24 protein-coding genes are annotated in these 21,493 nt (G+C 34.1%); 21 read left to right on the top strand and 3 right to left on the bottom strand.

Annotated features, from left to right (window positions below; translation table 11 throughout):
- From RWR88_RS04095 to RWR88_RS04050, 10 genes are all read left to right on the top strand, one after another.
- Positions 1 to 335 (top strand): malic enzyme-like NAD(P)-binding protein (locus RWR88_RS04095; RefSeq protein ID WP_314450773.1); only part of this gene is annotated, 335 nt, incomplete at its 5' end.
- 535 nt (positions 336 to 870) lie between these two features.
- On the top strand, positions 871 to 1,074 hold the full coding sequence (locus RWR88_RS04090) for a CPCC family cysteine-rich protein (RefSeq protein WP_314450772.1): 204 nt from the start codon (positions 871 to 873) through the stop codon (positions 1,072 to 1,074).
- A gap of 150 nt (positions 1,075 to 1,224) precedes the next feature.
- Positions 1,225 to 1,521, top strand: coding sequence for a rhodanese-like domain-containing protein (locus RWR88_RS04085; RefSeq protein WP_314450771.1), 297 nt, complete (start codon positions 1,225 to 1,227; stop codon positions 1,519 to 1,521).
- Positions 1,522 to 1,648: 127 nt separating this feature from the next.
- Positions 1,649 to 2,305, top strand: coding sequence for a dTMP kinase (gene tmk / locus RWR88_RS04080; RefSeq protein ID WP_314450770.1), 657 nt, complete (start codon positions 1,649 to 1,651; stop codon positions 2,303 to 2,305).
- Between the two features lies 1 nt (position 2,306).
- Positions 2,307 to 2,636: a cyclic-di-AMP receptor gene (locus RWR88_RS04075; RefSeq protein ID WP_227930835.1), complete on the top strand. Its 330-nt coding sequence runs from the start codon at positions 2,307 to 2,309 to the stop codon at positions 2,634 to 2,636.
- A gap of 7 nt (positions 2,637 to 2,643) precedes the next feature.
- Positions 2,644 to 3,594, top strand: coding sequence for a DNA polymerase III subunit delta' (holB, locus tag RWR88_RS04070; protein WP_314450769.1), 951 nt, complete (start codon positions 2,644 to 2,646; stop codon positions 3,592 to 3,594).
- 18 nt (positions 3,595 to 3,612) lie between these two features.
- Positions 3,613 to 3,969 (top strand): initiation control protein YabA, encoded by a 357-nt coding sequence (locus RWR88_RS04065; RefSeq protein ID WP_006703426.1) that lies wholly within the window; start codon positions 3,613 to 3,615, stop codon positions 3,967 to 3,969.
- A gap of 352 nt (positions 3,970 to 4,321) precedes the next feature.
- On the top strand, positions 4,322 to 5,788 hold the full coding sequence (locus RWR88_RS04060) for an arylsulfatase (RefSeq protein ID WP_314450768.1): 1,467 nt from the start codon (positions 4,322 to 4,324) through the stop codon (positions 5,786 to 5,788).
- Positions 5,788 to 6,660 (top strand): formylglycine-generating enzyme family protein, encoded by an 873-nt coding sequence (locus RWR88_RS04055; RefSeq protein ID WP_314450767.1) that lies wholly within the window; start codon positions 5,788 to 5,790, stop codon positions 6,658 to 6,660. The genes RWR88_RS04060 and RWR88_RS04055 overlap by 1 nt, the downstream gene beginning before the upstream one ends.
- A complete protein-coding gene (locus RWR88_RS04050; protein WP_314450766.1) occupies positions 6,641 to 7,420 on the top strand; it encodes a sulfite exporter TauE/SafE family protein in 780 nt (259 codons plus the stop codon). The genes RWR88_RS04055 and RWR88_RS04050 overlap by 20 nt, the downstream gene beginning before the upstream one ends.
- Before the next feature lie 693 nt (positions 7,421 to 8,113).
- On the opposite strand, the gene rsmI is transcribed toward RWR88_RS04050, so the two are convergent.
- From rsmI to RWR88_RS04035, 3 genes are read right to left on the bottom strand one after another with little or no spacing between them, the layout of a single operon-like run.
- Complete coding sequence (gene rsmI / locus RWR88_RS04045; RefSeq protein ID WP_314450765.1) at positions 8,114 to 9,001, bottom strand: 16S rRNA (cytidine(1402)-2'-O)-methyltransferase; 888 nt, start codon at positions 8,999 to 9,001, stop codon at positions 8,114 to 8,116.
- Positions 8,998 to 9,309 carry a GIY-YIG nuclease family protein gene (locus RWR88_RS04040; RefSeq protein ID WP_314349411.1) on the bottom strand — a complete coding sequence of 104 codons (312 nt, stop codon included), beginning with the start codon at positions 9,307 to 9,309 and terminating at the stop codon, positions 8,998 to 9,000. Before RWR88_RS04040 ends, rsmI begins: the two co-directional genes overlap by 4 nt.
- 4 nt (positions 9,310 to 9,313) lie before the next feature.
- Positions 9,314 to 10,060: a tRNA1(Val) (adenine(37)-N6)-methyltransferase gene (locus RWR88_RS04035; RefSeq protein ID WP_314450764.1), complete on the bottom strand. Its 747-nt coding sequence runs from the start codon at positions 10,058 to 10,060 to the stop codon at positions 9,314 to 9,316.
- Positions 10,061 to 10,229: 169 nt separating this feature from the next.
- On the opposite strand from RWR88_RS04035, the gene RWR88_RS04030 reads away from it, so the two are divergent.
- The 11 genes from RWR88_RS04030 to RWR88_RS03980 all read left to right on the top strand — a co-directional run bounded on the left by RWR88_RS04030 (position 10,230) and on the right by RWR88_RS03980 (position 21,444).
- Positions 10,230 to 11,705 carry a DUF4097 family beta strand repeat-containing protein gene (locus RWR88_RS04030; protein WP_314450763.1) on the top strand — a complete coding sequence of 492 codons (1,476 nt, stop codon included), beginning with the start codon at positions 10,230 to 10,232 and terminating at the stop codon, positions 11,703 to 11,705.
- A 27-nt stretch (positions 11,706 to 11,732) separates the two neighbouring features.
- Positions 11,733 to 12,014, top strand: a complete 282-nt coding sequence (locus tag RWR88_RS04025; protein WP_314450762.1) for a PspC domain-containing protein — start codon at positions 11,733 to 11,735, stop codon at positions 12,012 to 12,014.
- A gap of 4 nt (positions 12,015 to 12,018) precedes the next feature.
- Positions 12,019 to 12,366: a phage holin family protein gene (locus tag RWR88_RS04020; protein ID WP_314450761.1), complete on the top strand. Its 348-nt coding sequence runs from the start codon at positions 12,019 to 12,021 to the stop codon at positions 12,364 to 12,366.
- A gap of 178 nt (positions 12,367 to 12,544) precedes the next feature.
- Entirely contained in the window at positions 12,545 to 13,477 is a 933-nt protein-coding gene (gene hprK, locus RWR88_RS04015; RefSeq protein ID WP_314349416.1) for an HPr(Ser) kinase/phosphatase, read from the top strand.
- Positions 13,478 to 13,488: 11 nt separating this feature from the next.
- The gene (lgt, locus tag RWR88_RS04010; protein ID WP_314450760.1) at positions 13,489 to 14,337 is read left to right on the top strand and encodes a prolipoprotein diacylglyceryl transferase; all 849 of its coding nucleotides are present in this window, start codon (positions 13,489 to 13,491) and stop codon (positions 14,335 to 14,337) included.
- A 12-nt stretch (positions 14,338 to 14,349) separates the two neighbouring features.
- Positions 14,350 to 15,393, top strand: a complete 1,044-nt coding sequence (locus tag RWR88_RS04005; RefSeq protein ID WP_314450759.1) for an NAD(P)H-dependent glycerol-3-phosphate dehydrogenase — start codon at positions 14,350 to 14,352, stop codon at positions 15,391 to 15,393.
- On the top strand, positions 15,390 to 16,310 hold the full coding sequence (gene galU, locus RWR88_RS04000; RefSeq protein WP_314450758.1) for a UTP--glucose-1-phosphate uridylyltransferase GalU: 921 nt from the start codon (positions 15,390 to 15,392) through the stop codon (positions 16,308 to 16,310). Before RWR88_RS04005 ends, galU begins: the two co-directional genes overlap by 4 nt.
- 97 nt (positions 16,311 to 16,407) lie before the next feature.
- Entirely contained in the window at positions 16,408 to 17,355 is a 948-nt protein-coding gene (trxB, locus tag RWR88_RS03995; protein WP_314450757.1) for a thioredoxin-disulfide reductase, read from the top strand.
- 182 nt (positions 17,356 to 17,537) lie between these two features.
- A complete protein-coding gene (gene rpmG, locus RWR88_RS03990; RefSeq protein WP_005607156.1) occupies positions 17,538 to 17,690 on the top strand; it encodes a 50S ribosomal protein L33 in 153 nt (50 codons plus the stop codon).
- A gap of 643 nt (positions 17,691 to 18,333) precedes the next feature.
- Positions 18,334 to 19,728 carry an MATE family efflux transporter gene (locus RWR88_RS03985; RefSeq protein ID WP_314450755.1) on the top strand — a complete coding sequence of 465 codons (1,395 nt, stop codon included), beginning with the start codon at positions 18,334 to 18,336 and terminating at the stop codon, positions 19,726 to 19,728.
- A 3-nt stretch (positions 19,729 to 19,731) separates the two neighbouring features.
- Positions 19,732 to 21,444 carry an ABC transporter ATP-binding protein gene (locus RWR88_RS03980; protein ID WP_314450754.1) on the top strand — a complete coding sequence of 571 codons (1,713 nt, stop codon included), beginning with the start codon at positions 19,732 to 19,734 and terminating at the stop codon, positions 21,442 to 21,444.
- The last annotated feature ends 49 nt before the right edge of the window (positions 21,445 to 21,493 follow it).

Below are 21,493 nucleotides of genomic sequence, written 5' to 3'. Positions count from 1 at the left end.
CTGATACGGTTTCTTATAAAGGTGTAGACTATGTGATTGGTCAAGCAAATAATGCTTTGATTTACCCAGGTATTGGTCTAGGCATGTTGGCTTCTGAAGCAAGTCTTTTGACTGATGAAATGATTGGAGCAGCGGCTCATTCATTAAGTGGTATTGTCAATCCAGGCCAACCAGGAGCTCCTGTCTTGCCACCATTTAAGTATGTAGCAGATGTTTCTATTAAAGTAGCAGAAGCAGTCGCTAAAAAAGCACAAGAGCAAGGTCTTGCACGCGCTAAGGAAACAGATATGGCCAAAGCAGTTCGTGATTTGAAGTGGTATCCAGAGTATAAATAATTCATTTCTGCTGTTTTTCTTTCTATAGCGACAAATTTGTATGAGCTGTGGACTTAAGTAATTTAGAAAGAATACCTAACATTAATATTTTATATATCAATATTTCGACACTCTGTGGTTATACCACAGGGTGTTTTTTCAATGTGTTAGAGATGATGGTAAGTAATACAAACGCATCTTTAAGAGGCAAGTGATGAGTTAAAAGCAATAAGACTTGAACAAAGTGAAAGCCAGCGTCTTGAGGCGCTGGCTTGTAATTTGGGCTTATAGCCCCAGTTTAAACCACCCGTTAGACGGGTGGTCATGATTCATTTCATTTAAAAATCAAATATTTAATAAGAAAAAAAGTAAGTATACCCAAGATAAAAATGATTAGTTTTTTCATTTCATTCTCCCCCTTATTTTTCTATTTCACTTATATTTTATTCTTATTTTTTCTTGAAAAACATTCTTATTTTTAATATTTTTTTCTGATATAATAATAGTTAAGGGCTTTCATTATTGGGAGTAAGATGTGATGAAGAGGAGTATTACGATGGAAATTTCTCAAAAAACATGGAGAATTGATGGCGAACTATGGCTTCATTGCCCTGTTTGCGGACATGAAGTGATAGACTATGATATTTGTGATGTATGTCATTGGCAGAATACAGGTATAATAAATATTGATGGTGGGCCAAATAAAATGACACTTGCAGAAGCAAAAGAAGCATATGCTAAAGGTTTACCAATTCGATAAGGAGCACCTAGAGCCCATCTAGGTGTTTTTTCTTGTTCATTAGAAGTATGTTTAAACTTAAGAAACTCATTCAAAAAGACTCAAAAGTATGCTAAGTATATGTAATATGTTAAAATCAAAGAAAATAGATGATTAAAAGGGGTTAGGAAGATGAAAAATATTTCAGCAGCAGAATTTCAAAAAGTAAACCAATCAGAGGAAGTCGTTTTAATTGATGTTCGTGAAAAAGATGAGTATCAATCTGGTCATATTCCAGGAGCAGACAATTTTCCATTAAGTGAATTAGGAACATCCTATACAAATTTAGATAAAAATCAACCTTATTATGTTGTTTGTCAAGCAGGCGGACGTTCTGCTAGAGCATGCGAATTTTTGGAAGCGCAAGGTTTTGATGTGGTCAATGTAACTGGTGGAATGAATGCTTGGCAAGGGGAAGTTGCTAAGTAGGACAGTGTTTCCATTAGACTGATAGCTCTCGGTTTCTCAATTTTCAATCGAATATTCAGTTTTGAATTTAAGTTCATTGGAAAATATGATAAAATAAAATAGAATTTGCGAAACTAGGAGGAGTATTGTGCCGGGATTATTTATTACAATGGAAGGCCCAGATGGAGCAGGAAAAACAACTGTGATTGAAAAGCTTATTCCATTATTAGAAGAACGAACAAATGTGACCATTACTTCTACTCGAGAACCTGGAGGAAGTCGAATTGCAGAAGATATTCGACAAATTATTTTAGATGTTCAAAATGTAGAAATGGATGTTCGAACAGAAGCGATTTTATATGCAGCTGCAAGAAGACAACATTTAACGGATCGAATTTTACCAAATTTAGAAAAAGGTGGCATTGTATTTTGCGACCGATTTGTAGACAGTTCATTAGTTTACCAAGGAGTAGCTCGGGGAATTGGTGTTGAAGAAGTGTATCAATTAAATCAATTTGCAACAGCAGGAAAAATACCAGATGTGACATTATATTTAGATGTTCCAGCTGAAATTGGATTAGAAAGAATTCATTTAGCAAAAGGGAATCGTCAATTTGATCGATTAGATCAAGAAGGCTTACAATTCCATAAAATGGTTCGACAAGGATATTTGGATATTATTCCGACAGATCCTGAACGTTTTATCCAAATTGATGCAACAAAAACAGTGGATGAAGTTGTGCAAGAATGTTTAACAGCTTTAGTAGACCGTTATCCAGAATATTTTACGAATGGAGAGAGATAATATGAAATTAATTATTGCAATTGTACAAGATAAAGATAGTCATTTATTAAGCGATGAATTTGCAAATGCAAATATTCGTGCAACTCGTTTATCAACAACAGGTGGATTTTTACGAGCAGGAAACACAACATTCTTAGTAGGGATTGAAGAAGAACGTGTGGAAGAAGTATTATCGATTATTCGTGAAAACTGTGAATCAAGAGAACAATTAACAACTCCTCCAGTACACTTGGATACAACATTAGAAGCAGGAATGTCAATGCCAGTTCCAATTCGTGTAGGTGGTGCAACAGTATTTGTTGTTCCGGTAGATGCTTTCTATCGTTTCTAGTATGAAGATGTTGAAGCAATCTTTTATTCATGCAGTTCAAAAGAATCGCTTAGGTCATGCCTATTTATTTGAAGGAATGCAAGGAGTTGGAAAAAGAGAGCTAGCCCTATTTCTTGCCAAATTAGTTTTTTGCCAAGAACGAGATGTTTATGAAGAACCTTGTTCCCAATGTGATTATTGCCGAAGAATTAATGAGGGAAATTTCCCTGATGTCATGGAGATTACTCCAGATGGGCAGACGTTAAAAGTAGACCAAATGCGTGAGTTAAAACAACAATTATCCAAAACAGCAATGGAAGGACATATGAAAGTGTGTATTATCCATGATGTGGATACATTAACGACTGGTGCAGCCAATAGTTTGTTAAAATTTTTAGAAGAACCAGAGTCTTCGATATTATTTTTATTACTAACAAGCAGACTCAGTAAAGTATTGCCAACAATTCAATCTCGTTGTCAAATTGTTCATTTTGCAATGCCTGTTATGGAAACTTTAACGAATCAATTAGAAGAAGCAGGAGTTATTCCTTCTGTCTCTCGTTTATTAGCAACATTGACAAGTGATTTGGATGAGGCATTAGAATTAGCCAATAGTGAATCATTCCAACAATTGCGTCAAGATAGTTGGCAATGGTATACACGAGTATTCCAAAATCGTTCGATGGCATTTGTAACGATTCAATCGCAAATGATGCCATTACTGACTTCGAAAGCAGAAGGGCAACGATTTTTAGAATTATTATCCATTTATGTGAGAGATTCTCTTTATATGGCAATAGGTGCTAAAGAGCAAATGATTCAAAAAGATAAAGTGACTATTTTGCAAACTATTGCGAATCAGTTATCTGTGCAAAAATGGATTGAATTACATGAAAAGACGAGTAAAGTGTTAGAAAAAGTGCAATCAAATGTAGGAATACAAGCGGCCCTAGAACAATGGGTATTAATGATTCCTTAGTAAGAAAGGAGAGGTGGTATGACGAATCGTCAATTGTATGACCGAGTAGAGCAATTAAAAAGACAAGTTCATCAACAGTTAGAATTGTTAGAAGAAATTAGTCAAGAATTACAAGTGGTCATTGAAGAAAATCATAATTTAACGATGGAAAATCTTCACTTAAAAGAACGATTAGATACCATCGACGAATCTGTTCCAACGGATCAATCAAATGAGCAGGTGGAACAAAAGAAAAAACGCAGTCAGTCATTAATTAATTTGGAAAATATTTATGACCAAGGATTCCATATTTGTAATTTTTATTACGGAAAACGTCGTGATAACGATGAAAACTGCATGTTTTGTACCGAAATTTTATTTAGTGAAAAGCAATAATAGAATAACAGACTTAAGTCTGTTATTCTGTTTTCCATCATGATATTTGATGGATATGTAAATGACGTAGAATACTAGAATACAAGAAATTTTCATCGTAGCAAAAGTAATATAAGCCGTGAAATGACTTATATTACAGGGAGAATTCGAGACCAGGGCTCGAATTCTAGCCATGAGACAGCGTAAGCTGGCTGCTGGCGACCTTGCTACTTTTAGGAAATTTCTTGCATTCTAGTATTCTTTTTCTATTAAAGAAAGCAATATCTTAATAAAAGGAAGCAATATATTATGCATACTTTATCTTTCTATCAAAAATACAATCGTATATAATAAACATACGTAAGAAATAGGAGTGAAAGATATGAAACAAAAACCAAATGTTATTTTATTAATGGTGGATCAAATGAGAGCTGATGCGCTATCTTTTAATGATCCAAACCATTTTGCGATAACACCAACTTTAGATATGATGGCTTCTTTGGGATATAATTTCGAACAAGCCTATTCTCCTGTTCCGAGTTGTGTACCAGCACGTGCAGCCTTATTAACCGGAATGGATCAGTCTTCTACGGGTCGTGTAGGGTATGAAGACGAAGTTCCTTGGAATTATACAAATACATTACCTCAAACATTTAGAGATTGGGGATACCAAACAGAGTGTATTGGGAAAATGCACGTTTACCCTTCAAGAAAAAGAATGGGATTTGACCATGTTGTATTACATGATGGGTATTTACATGTCGATCGAAAATATGAGAAAGCTTATGGACAAAACTTTGAAGCTTCTAGTGATTATTTAGAATTTTTGAAAAAAGAATTGGGCCACGATATTGATATGATTGATGATGGTGTCAATTGTAATTCGTGGGATGTTCGTCCTTGGGAATTGCCAGAAAAATATCATCCAACAAACTGGGTAGTTAGTGAATCCATTCAATTTTTAAAACGTCGAGATCCTTCTGTACCATTTTTCTTAAAAATGTCATTTGAAAAACCTCATGCACCTTTAAATCCTCCAAAATATTTTTATGATTTATATATGGATGCATTGCCAGATGAAACAGATTTGCATATTGGAAACTGGGAACGACTAGAAGAAAAAATCCCAGACTTATATGCTCACCGTGGAAAATTAAAACCAGACGCTCAAAAAAGAATGTTAGCAGCTTATTATGGATTAGTTTCTCATATCGATAATCAAATTAGCCGTTTCTTAACAGCATTGCAAGAATTTGATTTAGATAAAAATACGATTATTTGGTTTGTATCCGATCATGGGGATCAATTAGGAGAACATTATTTATTTAGAAAAGCTTATCCTTATCAAGGAAGTATTAAAGTTCCATCATTTATTTATGATCCAGGGAATATTATTGCAGCCAGTCATAAAACAATTAAGCAATTAGTAAAATTACAAGATATTTTCCCTTCATTAGTAGATTTAGCACTTGGAGAACAAGTAGAAGTGGATGGAAAGAGTGTGAAGCAATTATTATTTGGACATTATGAGGGTTGGAGACAAGATTTCCATGGGGAACATAGTAAGGGAGAAGATTCTTGTCAATTTGTCTTAACTCAAGATTGGAAATTCATTTGGTATCCTGTGAAAAATGAATATCAATTATTTCATATGCCAACGGATCCAAATGAAATGAAGAATCTAATAACAGAAGAAAGTTATGCTCCAGTTATTGAAGAGTTAACTGCGAAACTAGTGCAATATTTACAAAATCGTCCGGAAGGATTTGTAAAAGATGGACAATTACATCAAGTGCCAGTAGAAGCGATTCGTGCGACTCTTTATAAGGAGGAAGCATAATGGAATTTGTTCAAATACCAGCAGGGAAATTCTTAATGGGAGATTCTACTCATCAAGGATTTGTAGAAGATTATGAAGGCCCAGCTGTAGAAAAAGAAGTTCATGCATTTGAAATGGCGAAAACTCCGGTGACGAATGCAGAATTTTTAGAATTTGTACAAGCCACTGGTTATCAAACTTTAGCAGAGAGATTAGGAGATTCCTATGTATTTCATTTATTGTTGCCTGAGGAAAAAAGGGAGAATTATCCTCATGTAACAGGCTCTCCTTGGTGGAAAGTCGTGCCAAATGCTTATTGGGCACAGCCATTTGGAGAAGGATCTAGTATAGAGGGAATTGAAGAACATCCAGTCGTTCATATTGCATTAGAAGATGCTATTGCATATTGTCGATGGGCTAAAGTGCAATTGCCAACTGAAGTGCAATGGGAATATGCTGCTAGAGCAATGAGTACAAGTACCTATCCTTGGGGAGAGGATTTAGTACCTGAATCAGGCTATCGTGCGAATACGTGGCAAGGAGATTTTCCAAATGTCAATGATGCATTAGACGGATTCGTTGGAACAGCTCCTGTGTATTCTTTTGAACCGAATGATTTTGGATTATATCAAATGATTGGAAATGTTTGGGAATGGTGTAGTCATCCAAGAGGAATTGTTTTACCTTTAGTAGAAGAGAGAATTTCCTTGGATTCAATAAAACCTAGTGGAGAATTTGCCATTCGTGGGGGATCATTTTTATGTCATTGTTCTTATTGTAATCGATATCGAGTAGCTGCTAGAAATGGCGCCTTTGTAACGTCTACAACAAGTCATATGGGATTTCGTTGTGTCCGTTTTGAGGAGGAATCATATGTACGTAGCAATATATAGCATCATCGTCTGGATTGCGACCTTTATTGGCGCAATAACGGGATTAGGTGGAGGAATTATTATTAAACCGGCTTTTGATTTTGTTGGGTTAGATCAAGCAGCGATGATTAGTGTGTATTCGACAATTGCAGTATTTTCCATGTGTATAGTTTCGCTTTATAAAAGATGGGATGATGTAAAAAATAGTCAGAGGAAAATTGCATTTGGACTTTCGATAGGATCAATTTTGGGAGGATTATCTGGGGAACAAATTTTCCAGATGGCTTTACAATATTGGGGGAATCGATTGGTGAGTTTATCTCAATCGATTTTATTAGTAATCATTCTACTGGGAATTATTATATATGCCTTTTTCCAAGAAAAAATTGCGACTCACTCCTTAAACCAATTGTTTGGGATTATGGTTTTAGGTTGGAGTGTAGGTTTAGTATCTGTTTTCCTTGGAATTGGGGGAGGACCTTTGAATATTGTGCTGTTATTATATTTCTTTTCAATGAGATCAAAAGAAGCAGCTTTTTATTCAATTCAAATGATTTTCTTCGCACAAATTATGAAAATGGGTTCCATTGTGACGCATTTGTATCAGATTGAGTGGAATGGGTTATTAGTGGTGTTGATTATTGTTTTTGCATTTTTAGGTGGATATTTTGGAACAAAAATTCAAAAGAAATTAACCCACCAACAAGTACTAACCTGTTATCATTTACTGATGATTTTATTATTATTTATCAATTTGTATAATGTGTATCGACGACTATGAATAAAAATACAGAAATAGCTTTTTAGTTGCAAGGTCGCCAGCAGCCTCGCTATACGAGTCTCATGGCTAGAATTCGAGCCAAGGTCTCGAATTCTCCCTGTAATATAAGCCATTTGGCTTATATTACTTTTGCTACTAAAAAGCTTTTTCTGTATTTTTTATTTTGCACTATCAAGAATTTTTTCATTTGTTTTGTGAAAGATGAATAAGAATAATAAAAACTAGAACAGACTTCCTTTAGTTGCAAGGTCGCCAGCAGCCAGCTAACGCTGTCTCATGGCTAAATTTCGAGCCTAGGTCTCGAAATTCCCCTGTAATATTATCCGATATATATCGGATAATATTACTTTTGCTACTAAAAGAAGTCTGTTTTAGTTTTTTGAATTAACTACATAAAGTTGAAAAGTACTAGAGGTTACAGAATAAAAAATCTATAATAATAGATACGAATTTGGATAATTAACAAAAATCTAATTTTTGTGTGAAAGATGAATAAGAAAAATAGACAAGACTTTTTTTGCCGCTAAAGTCATATAATCCAATATACATATTGGATTATATGACAGGTAAAATTCGAGACTGAGGCTCGGATTTTAGCCATGAGACTCGGATTTTAGCCATGAGACTCGCAGAGCGAGGCTGCTGGCGACCTTGCAGGCTAAAAAAGTCTTGTCTATTTTTATTTACGTCAATTTATTCTTGGTGTATCAACTTATAAACGTCTTGTTTTTTTAGTTGGTTTTGTTTTGCTACCCATTTAATGGCATCTTTTTGAGAAAGTTGTTGGTGTTCCATTGCCCATTGGACTTGTTCTTCTAAACTTAAATGTTCGCAAGAAGCAGTCTCTTCACTCGCAACACTAGTTGTTACCTCTTCAGGACGAGTAGTCCCAATTAAAATACAACATTCGCCTTTTAATTCTTCTTCCTCACAGAGTGTTTTCAATTCTACAGCAGTCCCACGAATAAATTCTTCATGCTTTTTTGTTAATTCTCGACATAAAACGACTTCTTTTTCTTCACCATAGACTTGAGCAATTAAACTAAAACAATCGTCTAATCGATAAGGAGACTCATATAAAATGACTGTTTCGCTATGACTCGATAAAGCAGTTAATTCAGCCACTCGATCCTTTTTCTTTCTAGGAAGGAATCCATAAAAATAAAATGGTTGAGGAACTAATCCTGATGCAATGAGTGCAGTAATCGCAGCATTAGCACCCGGTAATGGAATAACTGTAATTCCTTCTTGAATACAAGCTTGGACAAGTTCAAATCCTGGATCACTAATTGAAGGAGTTCCGGCATCACTCACTTGAGCAATAGTTTTTCCTTCTTTTAACCATTCGATAACAGAGGGAATCCGTTCCTGTGTGTTATGTTCGTGGAAACTTTTTTGAGGAGTTTGGATTTCAAAATGATTTAATAATTTCTGAGTATGTCTTGTGTCTTCTGCAAGAATAAAATCGACTTCTTGTAATGTTTTAATTGAACGAAAAGTCATATCGTCTAAATTTCCAATGGGAGTAGGAATTAAGTATAGTTTCCCATAAGGGGATTCTTCAAAACTTTTTTGTCTCATGACAGTTCCTCCTGTTGTAATAATTGAATGATAGGCTTGGCTGTTTTTCTTATTTTCACACCTTGCCCTGTTAGATAGTTTATTTTTTGGATACGCGTTTGTTGTTTAAAAGCATATTCTGCTTTCAGCGCTTCGGATTTTGTAGCATATTCTTTGGCATATAGTAGGGTAATGGGTCGTCTTGTTTTTGTATATTTAGCTCCTGTTCCATTATTATGAGCCATGATTCTTTTTTCTACGTTTGTCGTATATCCTGTATATAAAGTGTGATCTTTACATAAGGCAACATATATAAAATGTGTTCCCATTTCATTAACCCCATAATACTTCTTTTAATTTATCCGTATATTCATTGTTTTCATCAAAAATAGTAATAGGTGGTAAAATACGAACGCCACCCGGTTGTCCGTCTTTTATCAGTTCAATGAGGACAATATTACTTTCTTTTCCTTCTTTTGGATGAATGAATTGAATTCGTTTCGGTTCTAGTCGATAGTGTCGGGCTGTTGTTAAAATATCCGTGAGACGATCTGGACGATGAACGATAAAGGCTTTGCCTTTCATTTTTAGTAATCCGGATATATTTTGTAACAATTCTTCTAATGGTAAATGAATTTCATGACGAGCAATGGTGAAAGCTTCTTTTTGATTGACGAGAGCTTGTTCTTGTAATTTAAAATAAGGAGGATTACATGTAATGTAATCGATTGAGTCTTTCTTTAGTATCGTTGTAATTTCTCGAACATCTGCTTGGATTATTTCTACTTTTTCTTCTAATTGATTGAGTTGAATCGTTCGATTTGCCATATCGCACAATGCTTCTTGTAATTCAACGCCTAGAATTTTATTGTTTGTTTTAGCACTGAGTAAAAAACTGACAACTCCATTTCCCGTACATAAATCAACAATGGTTGCTATTCTTTGATGAGGGATAGTAGCAAAATCACTTAATAATACTGCATCAATTGAAAAAGAAAATACTTCAGAACTTTGGATAATATCAATATTTTCTCGTTCTAATCTATCTAGTCTTTCATGTGGTTTTAACTCAATCGTCATAAAGTCTCCTTAATTCCATTCAATATAGTAGGTTTATTTTAGCATAGAAGGGAAGACTCTGCATAAAAATATATTTTTAAGAATCAAACTTAAGACCTATGACATCTAAAATGGAAAAAGGCATAATAGACTTGTAAATGATATTAGAAAATGAATGGAGGAATCCGATATGAATGAAAAAGAACGTATTTTAGATTTAGTAAAAAAAGGAGTGATTAGCTCGCAAGAAGCGATTTCCTTATTAGAAGAGCTTGGAAAAAATCAAGGGGAATCTTCAAAAGTGAGTGAACAAGAGAAAAAAGATGCATCTACTTACCAAAAAGAAGATGAAAAACGATTTGATACAGTTTTAGATAGTATCGCATCTGTTGTCACAAATTTTTCAAGTGAATTAGATGAAGAATTTGAAACATTAAACCAAGTGAATCAACAAGTGAAACAAAAAGAAGAACGAATCGAAGAACTTCATACAGCAAAAGCTCTTGATAAACTAACGGTAGAACAAGAAATGGAATTACAAAGACTTACTGAAGAATTAGAAATTTTACGTTCTCAGCAAAGAAGTTTAGAAGAAGAGAAAAAAGCAGCACAAGATGAAATGAAACGATTGAAAAAAGAAGAGTTCGATGAAAAACTCAAAAAAGCAAAACAAAAAATTGAAGAAACAGATTGGCAACAAACAACAAGTGATTCTTTATCACAGTTAGGAGGAATCATTGGACGCTTTGCAGGACAATTTTCTAAGGCAGTTGCTGAAACAGCACGTAATGTAAGTGTTACGATTAAAGATCATCCAAGTTTTTCAACGATGTCTCCATTTTTCTATCAAACCAGTCATTCGTATGCTTTTGAAGAAGAGTTTGGAGAAATTGGTATTATTGAAATTAAAGTGGCAAACGGGGATATCAAAATGAAAACTGCTCCTCAATCAACTGTAACAATTGAAGGAGAATTTCGATTAAATGAAGAATTTGAAACGGAAGAAGAAATTGAACAATATATTAATGAGCGAATGAATGTTAGTCTAGAGAACGATACATTTAAATTCTTTATTCCAAGTAAAAAAGTTTATGCAGATGTCACTTTTGTTTTCCCAGAAAAAGAGTATGATTATGTTAGTGTCAAAGGATTGAATAGTGGGATTCGAATGAAAGATTTCACAGGGAAAGATTTTTATGCAGAATCACAAAATGGAGAAGTTTCTGTTAAAAATGTGAGTGGAACTATGTTAGAACTTACAAGTAAAAATGGAACGATTAAACAATTGGATGGACAATTCAAAGATTCCATTTTAGATGGAACAAATGGTAATATTATTTTTGATGCAGAAGCAGAAAGTGCGACACTAAAAACAGTGAATGGTTCTATTAAAGTGAAAAAAGTATCACCAAATGCAAAACAGATTATGGCTAAAACCGTAAATGGAAATGTACAATTAGATGTACCAGAATCATTAGAATTAGAGGCAGCTTTAAGTACATCACTAGGAAAATTACATTATGATGATGCACAATATGAAGTGATTAAACATGAAAAAACGGTGACAAGTCACTCCGTTGTTTTAAGAAAACAAAAAGAAGTAGTTCCTGTTAGAATTACAGGGAAAACAACGACTGGAAGTGTGACATTAAATTCGGTACAATAGAGATAAATTTGTAAAGAGGAGAGAATTATGAAAAGAAAAAGATTAATGCGGTCAAAAGATAATCGTATACTAGCAGGGGTTATTGGTGGAATTGCAGAATATTTAGACGTTGATGCAACGATTTTAAGAATTATCTTTGTGTGCTTATCATGGTCTGGGATGGCAGTATTTCTATATATTATATTAGCTGTTATTGTACCATCAGAAAAAAGAGCAAGAAATCAAAAACATTATTATGATTCTTACAAGCACCCAAGAAAAGAAGCTCGAAAAGTAGAAGAAGACGATTCTGATTGGAGTGACTTTTAGGTAAATGTTTTTAAGAAAAATTGCTATTAACACAGTTGGATTTATGGTCATCGCAGCATTGCTTCCTCAATTCGTTGTTACTAATTGGGGATCAGCTTTGTTTGCGGCGATTGTTTTATCAATATTAAATGTTGTCGTGAGACCAATTTTGCTGATTGCCTCTATTCCATTAATTGCTGCAAGTTTTGGTGTGTTTATGTTAATTATTAATGCGCTAATGCTTTGGTTAATGATGGGAATTGTTCCAGGAATTCACGTGACATCATTTTGGATGTTAATCGTTGTCAGTGTGTTATTAAATATTTTTAGAAAATTTGTTGAAAATTTCTTCAAGGAAGAAGAATATTATTAGGATAAAAATGACTTTTCATGAGTAGTAATAAACAGCTACTATGGAGAGTCATTTTTTGTTTTAGTCATCAGGTGTAAGGAAAGTATTAGAGAATGTATAAAGATTTGGTATAGAATTTCCCATGGAAGTGTAAAAATGTGGTATGATAGACTAGAATAAGTAGAAAATGAGGGATGATATGAAATCAATCGTAACGATAGAAAAACTGGCTGAAAAACTGCATTTAAAACCATTATATGGTTTAGAATATTTAGATCGTGAAATTACAACGAGTGAAATTTCAAGACCAGGGTTAGAGTTAGCAGGATATTTTAATTTTTACCCAGCAGAAAGAATTCAATTACTAGGAAGAACAGAATTATCTTTTGCAGAGCAACTATCTTCACGTACAAGATTAAAAACAATGCGCCGATTATGTACGCCAGAAACACCTTGTTTTGTAGTGTCTAGAAAATTATTACCACCAGAAGAATTAGTTCAAGCAGCCGAGGAAGCAAAAATTCCTATTTTACAAGCGAGCTCAAGAACAACTCATGTATCGAGTAGTGTAACGAATTATTTAGAAAGTCGATTAGCAGAACGGATGTCTATGCATGGCGTATTAGTAGACGTGTATGGGATTGGGATGCTAATTACTGGAGAAAGTGGTGTTGGTAAATCTGAAACAGCCTTAGAATTAGTTCAAAAAGGTCACCGTCTAGTAGCAGATGATCGTGTTGAATTGTATCAACATGATGAATTAACCCTTGTTGGTGAAGCTCCAGAAATTTTAAATAATTTAATTGAAATTCGTGGAATTGGAATTGTTGATGTAATGACATTATTTGGTGCAGGAGCTATTTTAGATACGAAACAAGTAGATTTATTAGTTCATTTAGAAAATTGGACACCAGATAAACAATATGACCGTTTAGGAAGAGCAGTTGAAACGACTGAAGTGATGGGAGTAAGTATTCCAAAAATGAGAATTCCTGTGAAAACTGGTCGAAATGTTTCAATTATTTTGGAAGTTGCTGCGATGAACTTCCGTGCGAAAAAAATGGGATTTGATGCTACAAAAACATTCACAGAACGTTTAGAGCAGTTAATCGCTGAAAACAGCGAACAATAGGAGGCGATTGTATGAATGAATTTTTACTTCAAACGATTAATCCTATAGCTATTGAAATTGGTGGCTTACAAGTTCGTTGGTATGGCATTATTATTGCTTCTGCCATTTATATTGCAGCTACTCTAGCAGATAGAGAAGCAACTAAAAAAGGATTTCGTAAAGATTTTGTAGTTGATTTAGTATTTTGGGCAATTCCATTAGCTTTTTTAGGAGCAAGATTTTATTATGTTTTGTTTGAATGGAAACATTATATTGCTAACCCGATTGATATTATTAAAATTTGGGAAGGCGGTATTGCCATTTATGGTGGATTAATTGGTGGAGCCTTAACAACGTATTGGTTTTGTAAGAAGGAAGAAGTTTCTTTTACTTTGTTACTAGATATTTTAGCGCCTGTTGTTTTATTAGCACAGTCTATTGGACGTTGGGGAAATTTCACGAATCAGGAAGCTCATGGTGCAGAAGTTACGAGACAATTTTTAGAAAATCTTCATTTACCAAGTTTTATAATAGAACAAATGAATATTAATGGTGTTTATTATCATCCAACTTTTTTATATGAATCTTTATGGTCTGCTTTAGGAGTTGTTTTATTAGTCATTTTAAGAAAGAAAGCTCCTATTAAAGTTGGGGAAATTGCAGCGACTTATCTGATTTGGTATGGATGTGGTCGTTTTGTAATTGAAGGAATGCGTACAGATAGTTTATGGTTATTTGGAGTCATTCGTGTTTCTCAAGCATTGTCTTTAATTTTAGTGATTGGAGCCATCATATGGGTATGGATGCAAAGAAAAAATCATCCACAGAGACCTACTTATGTATCCGTTGATGATCCAAAGTCATCGGATTTATGGATTTAAAGGAGTAAGTTTATGAAACAAAAAATTGCAATTTTAGGGGCAGGTTCTTGGGGAACAGCATTGGCTATGGTTTTAAAAGACAATGGTCATGATGTATGTTTATGGGGAAATAATGCTTCTCAAATTGAAGAAATTAATACAAACCATACAAATCATCAATATTTACCAGAAGTTATTCTAAATGAAGAAATTTATGCAACAACAGATTTAGAAAAAGCACTATTAGGGGCAAATGCCGTTTTATTCGTGCTTCCAACTAAGGTTATTCGATTAGTTGCTAAACAAGTGGCTTCTTTATTAGAAGGAAATCCTGTGATTATTCATGCTAGTAAAGGTTTAGAACAAGAAAGTTATTTGAGAATTTCTGAAATTTTGAAACAAGAATTACCTAAAGATAAGTACCAAGATATTGTAGTTCTTTCAGGCCCAAGTCATGCGGAAGAAGTTGCTAAAAAGGATTTAACAACGATAACAGCTGCATGTGAGGAATTACATTCTGCACAAATTGTTCAACAATTATTTAGTAATTCTTATTTCCGAGTATATACGAATACGGATGTAATTGGAGTGGAATTAGGGGCAGCGTTGAAAAATGTAATTGCAGTAGGTGCAGGTGCTTTACATGGTTTAGGATATGGAGATAATGCTAAAGCAGCGTTAATGACTCGTGGATTAACAGAAATTAGTCGTTTAGGAGTAGCGTTTGGAGCAGATCCTCTTACTTTTATTGGATTAAGTGGAGTCGGTGATTTAATTGTAACTTGTACAAGTATTCATTCAAGAAACTGGCGTGCAGGTGATCAATTAGGTCAAGGAAAATCTTTAGATGATATTTTGGCCAATATGGGAATGGTTGTTGAAGGGGTTGAAACGTGTAAAGCGGCTTATAAATTAGCCCAGGAAAAAGGAATTGAAATGCCGATTACAAATGCTGTGTACAATATTTTATACAATGGTAAAAATATTAAAGCAGAAATTTTGCAATTGATGGAAAGAGAAAGAAAATCTGAAGTTTCATTAAAATCACATCAAGAACAAATGGAGGTATCACAATGAAAAAAGTAAAAAAAGCAGTTATTCCAGCAGCAGGATTAGGAACACGTTTATTGCCAGCAACAAAAGCGATGGCAAAAGAAATGTTACCAATTGTAGATAAACCAACTATCCAATATATTGTTGAAGAAGCATTAGCTTCAGGAATTGAAGAGATTTTAATTGTTACTGGTAAGAGTAAACGTCCGATTGAAGACCATTTTGACTCTAATATTGAATTAGAATCTAATTTGGAATCAAAAGGAAAAACTGAATTATTGGAATTAGTTCAAGAAACAACAGGAATTAAATTATACTTTGTTCGTCAATCTTATCCTAAAGGACTTGGTGATGCGGTACTACAAGCAAAAGCATTTGTTGGTGGAGAACCATTTGTTGTAATGCTTGGAGATGATATTGTTAAAGCAGAAATTCCATTAACAAGACAATTAATTGAAGGTTATGAAAAAACTCATGCTTCAAATATTGCAGTAATGGAAATTCCAATGGAAGATACAAATAAATATGGAATTATTGAACCAGAAAGTAAAGTAGGAGAAGATTTGTATAATGTTCGTCACTTTGTAGAAAAACCAAAACCAGAAGATGCACCAAGTAATTTAGCGATTATTGGTCGTTACTTATTAACTCCTGAAATTTTTGAGATTTTAGAAAAACAAGAACCAGGAGCTGGTGGAGAAATTCAATTAACAGATGCGATTGATACATTGAACCAAACTCAACGTGTATTTGCGAAGAAGTTTGAAGGAACAAGATATGATGTGGGGAATAAACTAGGTTATATGACTACAAGTATCGAGTTTGGATTAGAGCATCCAGAAATTAAGGATGAACTAAAAGATTATATTATTGATTTAGCTCATCGATTAGAAGGAAAAACTTCAAGCAATAAAGTTGTTGAATCAACTGAAAAAGAATAAAATAGAATAGAAATTAATAAGACTGAACAACAAAAATTGCAATAAAGCAGTAGTTTTTGTTCAGTCTTCTTTTATAACAAAAGGCAAAGGAGATTCGATGATGGAAGAAAGAACAATTTATGATGTGATTATTATTGGTTCAGGGCCTGGAGGAATGACAGCAGCATTATATGCTTCACGTGCGAACTTAAAAACATTAATTTTAGAAAAAGGAGTTCCAGGAGGAGAGTTATTAAATACTTCTGATGTAGAAAATTACCCAGGTTTTTCAAATATTAGTGGTCCAGATTTAGCAGATAATATGTATAAAGGTGCAATGCAATTTGGTGCAGAATACGCTTATGGCAATGTAAGTGGTATTGAAGTAGATGGAGATTTACGTATTGTCCATGCCGGTAAAAAATCTTATGCAGCTTATGCAGTAGTCATTGCGACTGGTTCTTATCACCGTAAATTAGAAGTTCCTGGTGAAGAGGAATATGCTGGAAGAGGCGTTTCTTATTGTGCAGTGTGTGACGGAGCTTTCTTCAAAGGTAGTGATTTATTAGTGATTGGTGGAGGAGATTCTGCCGTTGAAGAAGGAACTTATTTAACACAATTTGCGAATAAAGTTACGATTGTTCACCGTCGAGATGCTTTACGTGCGCAAAAGATTTTACAAGATCGTGCATTTGCAAATGAAAAAATGGAATTTTCATGGAATAAAGTAGTAGAAGAAATTTCAGGGGATGGACAAAAAGTTACTCATGTTACATTAAGAGATACTCAAACTAATGAAACTTCTCAATTAGAAGCTGCTGGAGTATTTATTTATGTTGGTTTATTACCAGTGACAGATCCATTCAAAGAATTAGGTATTACAAATGAAGAAGGCTGGATTGTAACAAATGAAAAAATGGAAACAAGCATTCCTGGCATTTATGCAGTAGGGGATGTCCGTCAAAAACATTTAAGACAAATTACAACAGCTGTTGGTGATGGTGGAATTGCAGGAAACGAAACATATCACTATGTAGAAAGTATTAAGGAAAAATTGGCGGAATAATAGAATTGTTTGTTTCGAAATAGAAATTCACATATTTGAGAAATAGGAGTTTTCTTAAAGAAAATATATCGAATTTGTAGCAACAGCCGTTGACAAATGTGTAGGATTTTGTTATTATAAACAGGCAAATCGTAAAAAATCGATGAGTTATTGAATCTATTTGGAAATGAGAGGTGTCATTCATGCGTATCAACATTTTATTAGAATGTGCTGAAACAGGTGAACGTTTATACTTAACAAGCAAAAACAAACGTAACAACCCAGAACGTTTAGAATTAAAAAAATATTCTCCAAAATTACGTAAACACGTTGTTTTCAAAGAAACTAAAAAGTAATTTCGAGAAAAGTAATTGGAAGGTCAAGCAGTGCTTGGCCTTTTTTTCTTGGAGCGGAAGAGAAATTGATTTTTTTAATAGTAGCAAAGGACGCCAGCAAACCTGCGGTTTCATGGCTAAAATTTGAGCCTAGGTCTCAAATTTTCCTAACATTAGTAGCCACTTGGTGGCTACTAATGTGCTTGCTACTATAAAAAATCTATTTCTCTTTTTTTGTGACTTTATGTGGGTGCGTATGAGATGTGGATTTTTTTGATATAGTAGCAAAGGACGGCAGCAGCCCTACGGTCTCATGGCTAAACTTCGAGCTTTGGTCTCGAATTTTCCTAACATTAGTAGCCACCTGGTGGCTACTAATGTACTTGCTACCATAAAAATCATTTCTCTTTTTTTCGTGACCGTATGGGAGAGCGTATGAGATGTGGATTTTTTGATGGTAGTAAAGGACGACGGCAGCCCTGCGGTCTCATGGCTAAACTTCGAGCCTAGTGTCTTGAAGTTTCCTAACATTAGTAGCCATTTGGTGGCTACTAATGTGTTTACTACTATAAAAAATCATTTTTCATCCAATCTATATTTTATAGAAATACCATAACACTACCTTAATAGTTCAAAATCTTGTATACTGTTAAAGGTGATTAAAATGGAGAAACAGAATACAAAAAATTTTATAACGAGTGGAAATATTAATCGAGTCATTTTAACGATTGCCATTCCTTTAATGATTAATAATTTAATTCGAACTTTATATAATTTAACGGATGGATTGTATGTAGCTCAGCTGTCTGCTGAAGATTTTGCGGCGACTGCGTTTATTTGGCCGTTAAATTTTTTATTTATCTCAATAGGCTTGGGAATTAGTGTTGGAGCAACGGCTCTCATTGCGCAATATTTTGGAGCAAATGATTTAAAACTAGCAAAGAAATATACTTGGAATACGATGGCGTTAACGTTTATTTTTGGCTTTCTATTATCAACGATTGGCTATATTTTTGCGGGGCAATTTGTCAAATGGATGGGGGCTAGTGGCGTCTTTTATGAAAAGTCGACTGCATATTTAAAAATTAATTTTATTGGATTATTTTTTGATTTTGCTTATTTTGGATATCAAGCATTGCTGAATGCGCAAGGTAGAACAAGAGTCATTACAGTGGTAAGTACAATTTCATCTATCACGAATGTCCTATTAGATCCGATATTTATTTTTGCAACGATTCCTTTTACACAAATTCCTGGATTAAATGCAGGGATTGAAGGAGCTGCTTGGGCAACGGTGATTGCAAAAATTATATTATGGCTTTTAGCGATTATGGCTACTAGAAGAGAATCCATTATTCATGTTCCATTGTATGAAGTAGATTATGATGCATCTGTTATTCGTAAAATTTTACAAGTAGCATGGCCTTCTGCATTTGGATATGGGGGAGCTGCATTTGGTTTTACTGTATTAAATGGATTAATTCAGTCATACGGGACTTCTGTTCTTGCAGCTTATTCTATGGTCAATCGTATTTCAGATATTTTAACGCAACCGCAAATGGGAATTGGATCTGCTTTAACTGCCATTATTGGGCAAAATATGGGTGCTGGATTATTTGAGCGAGCTCATGCGATTTTCAAACGAGCATTGATTTGGGTGTTACTTATTTCTGGACTTGGAAGTGTCGCTATTTTTATGTGGCAAGATGCTTTACTTCATATTTTTATTAAAGATGTATCGGATACGATTCTTTGGAATAGTGCGGTTGAATATTTATATTACACAGCATTCATTATCTTCTTTATGGGAATGTTTTCTGCGTATAGTGGATTTTTCCAAGGTTGTAGTGCAACAAAATATTCAATGAATATGTCGATTGGACGATTATGGGTTGCTCGTTTACCAATTATTTGGATTTTAGGAAGCTTAACAGAGTTAGGAGCTACAGGTATTTGGATTGCGATGTTACTTTCGAATGCTTTAACGGTTTTATATGGACATTTAGTTTATAAATGGAAAGACTGGAGTAGCATGCATTATGCAAAAGGAGAGAATTAGTAGATGTTAAAAGAATTTATTAAATATTATAAACCGTATCGAAAATTATTTTTATTAGACTTTACTTGTGCAGTGATAGTGGCAATTTTAGAATTAGCCTTTCCCGTAATGGTTCATCGCGTCATTGATGAAGTGTTACCACAACAAAATGTTGGAATTATCCTAGTAGTAGGATTTAGTTTAGTACTTCTATATGCGACTTCTACGATGTTAAATTATATTGTCGTAGCTTTCGGGCATTTGTTAGGAATTAATATAGAAACGGATATGAGAAGAAATTTATTTGCTCATATCCAAAAACAATCATTTTCATTTTTTGATAATATGAAAATTGGTGAATTATTGAGTCGTTTATCAAGTGATTTATTTGATATTAGTGAATTAGCGCATCATGGCCCGGAAGAATTATTTATCGCTATTATGACGTTAATTGGTTCGTTTGTATTAATGTATCAAGTTCAACCAACATTAGCTTTATGGACAATAGTGTTTGTTCCCTTTTTAGCGGTTGCTTTAGCAGTTTTCAATCGAAAAATGTCAGCAATTAATCGTCAAATTTATAAAGGACTTGCTCACTATTCTGCTGGATTAGAAAATGTTTTAAGTGGTATGCGAGTGGTAAAAGCTTTTGCCAATGAAGAACATGAACAGCAATTATTTGAAGGATTAATTCAAGAATATCGTACAAATAAAATTCAGTTTTATAAAACAATGGGTTCAAGTAGTTCGTTTAATTATTTATTAATGCGTAGTATTAATTTATTTACGTTAATGCTAGGTTCGTATTTTACCGTTACAGGACAACTTACTGCGGGAGAATTAGTGGGGTATATTTTACTAGCAAATGTCTTTGTTCGCCCGATTGATAAAATGAATTCGATGATTGAATTATATCCAAAAGGAGTTGCAGGATTCCGTCGTTATCAAGAATTAATGGCTATTGAACCGGATATTCAAGATCGACCTAATGCAATCGAAGCTCCTCATTTTGAGGGAGATATTTCTTATCGCAATGTAAGTTTTGGATATGAAGAAAATAAAGCAGTCTTGGAACATGTTTCAATGGATGTGAAGAAGGGAGAAACCGTTGCGTTTGTAGGCCCTTCTGGTGTAGGAAAAACAACATTAGTGAATTTATTACCTCGTTTTTATGAATTACAAGAGGGAGAAATTTTAATCGATGGGCAAGATATTCGAAACTTTACAATGCAATCGTTAAGACGACAAATTGGAGTTGTTCAACAAGATGTATTTTTATTTAATGGAACGATTCGTGAAAATGTACTTTATGGACGATTAGATGCAACAGATGAAGAGGTAGAAGAAGCCATTGAGCGTTCGAAATTAAGAGAAGTTGTCGATGATTTAGAATTTGGATTAGATACTCAAATTGGAGAACGTGGAGTAAAACTATCCGGTGGACAAAAACAACGCTTATCGATTGCTCGTATTTTCTTAAAAAATCCTTCGATTTTAATTTTAGATGAAGCGACAAGTGCATTAGATACACAAACGGAGAAATTTATCCAACAATCCTTTGATGAACTCGCAAAAGGAAGAACGACTTTTATTATTGCGCACCGCCTAGCAACCATTCAACATGCAGACCGCATTATTGTAGTAACAGAAGATGGTTTAGCAGAAGATGGTACACACGAGGAATTATTGAAGAAAAATGGTATTTACGCTGATTTGTATCATGCACAATTTGCCTAAGGGAAGATATAATTGAGAATAAAACGCACCAATTTTGGTGCGTTTTATT

The organism is uncultured Granulicatella sp., assembly GCF_963528195.1.
Lineage (GTDB): Bacteria > Bacillota > Bacilli > Lactobacillales > Aerococcaceae > Granulicatella.
The sequence above is the reverse complement of the archived record's forward strand: the minus strand, read 5'-3'. Positions and strand labels throughout refer to the sequence as shown.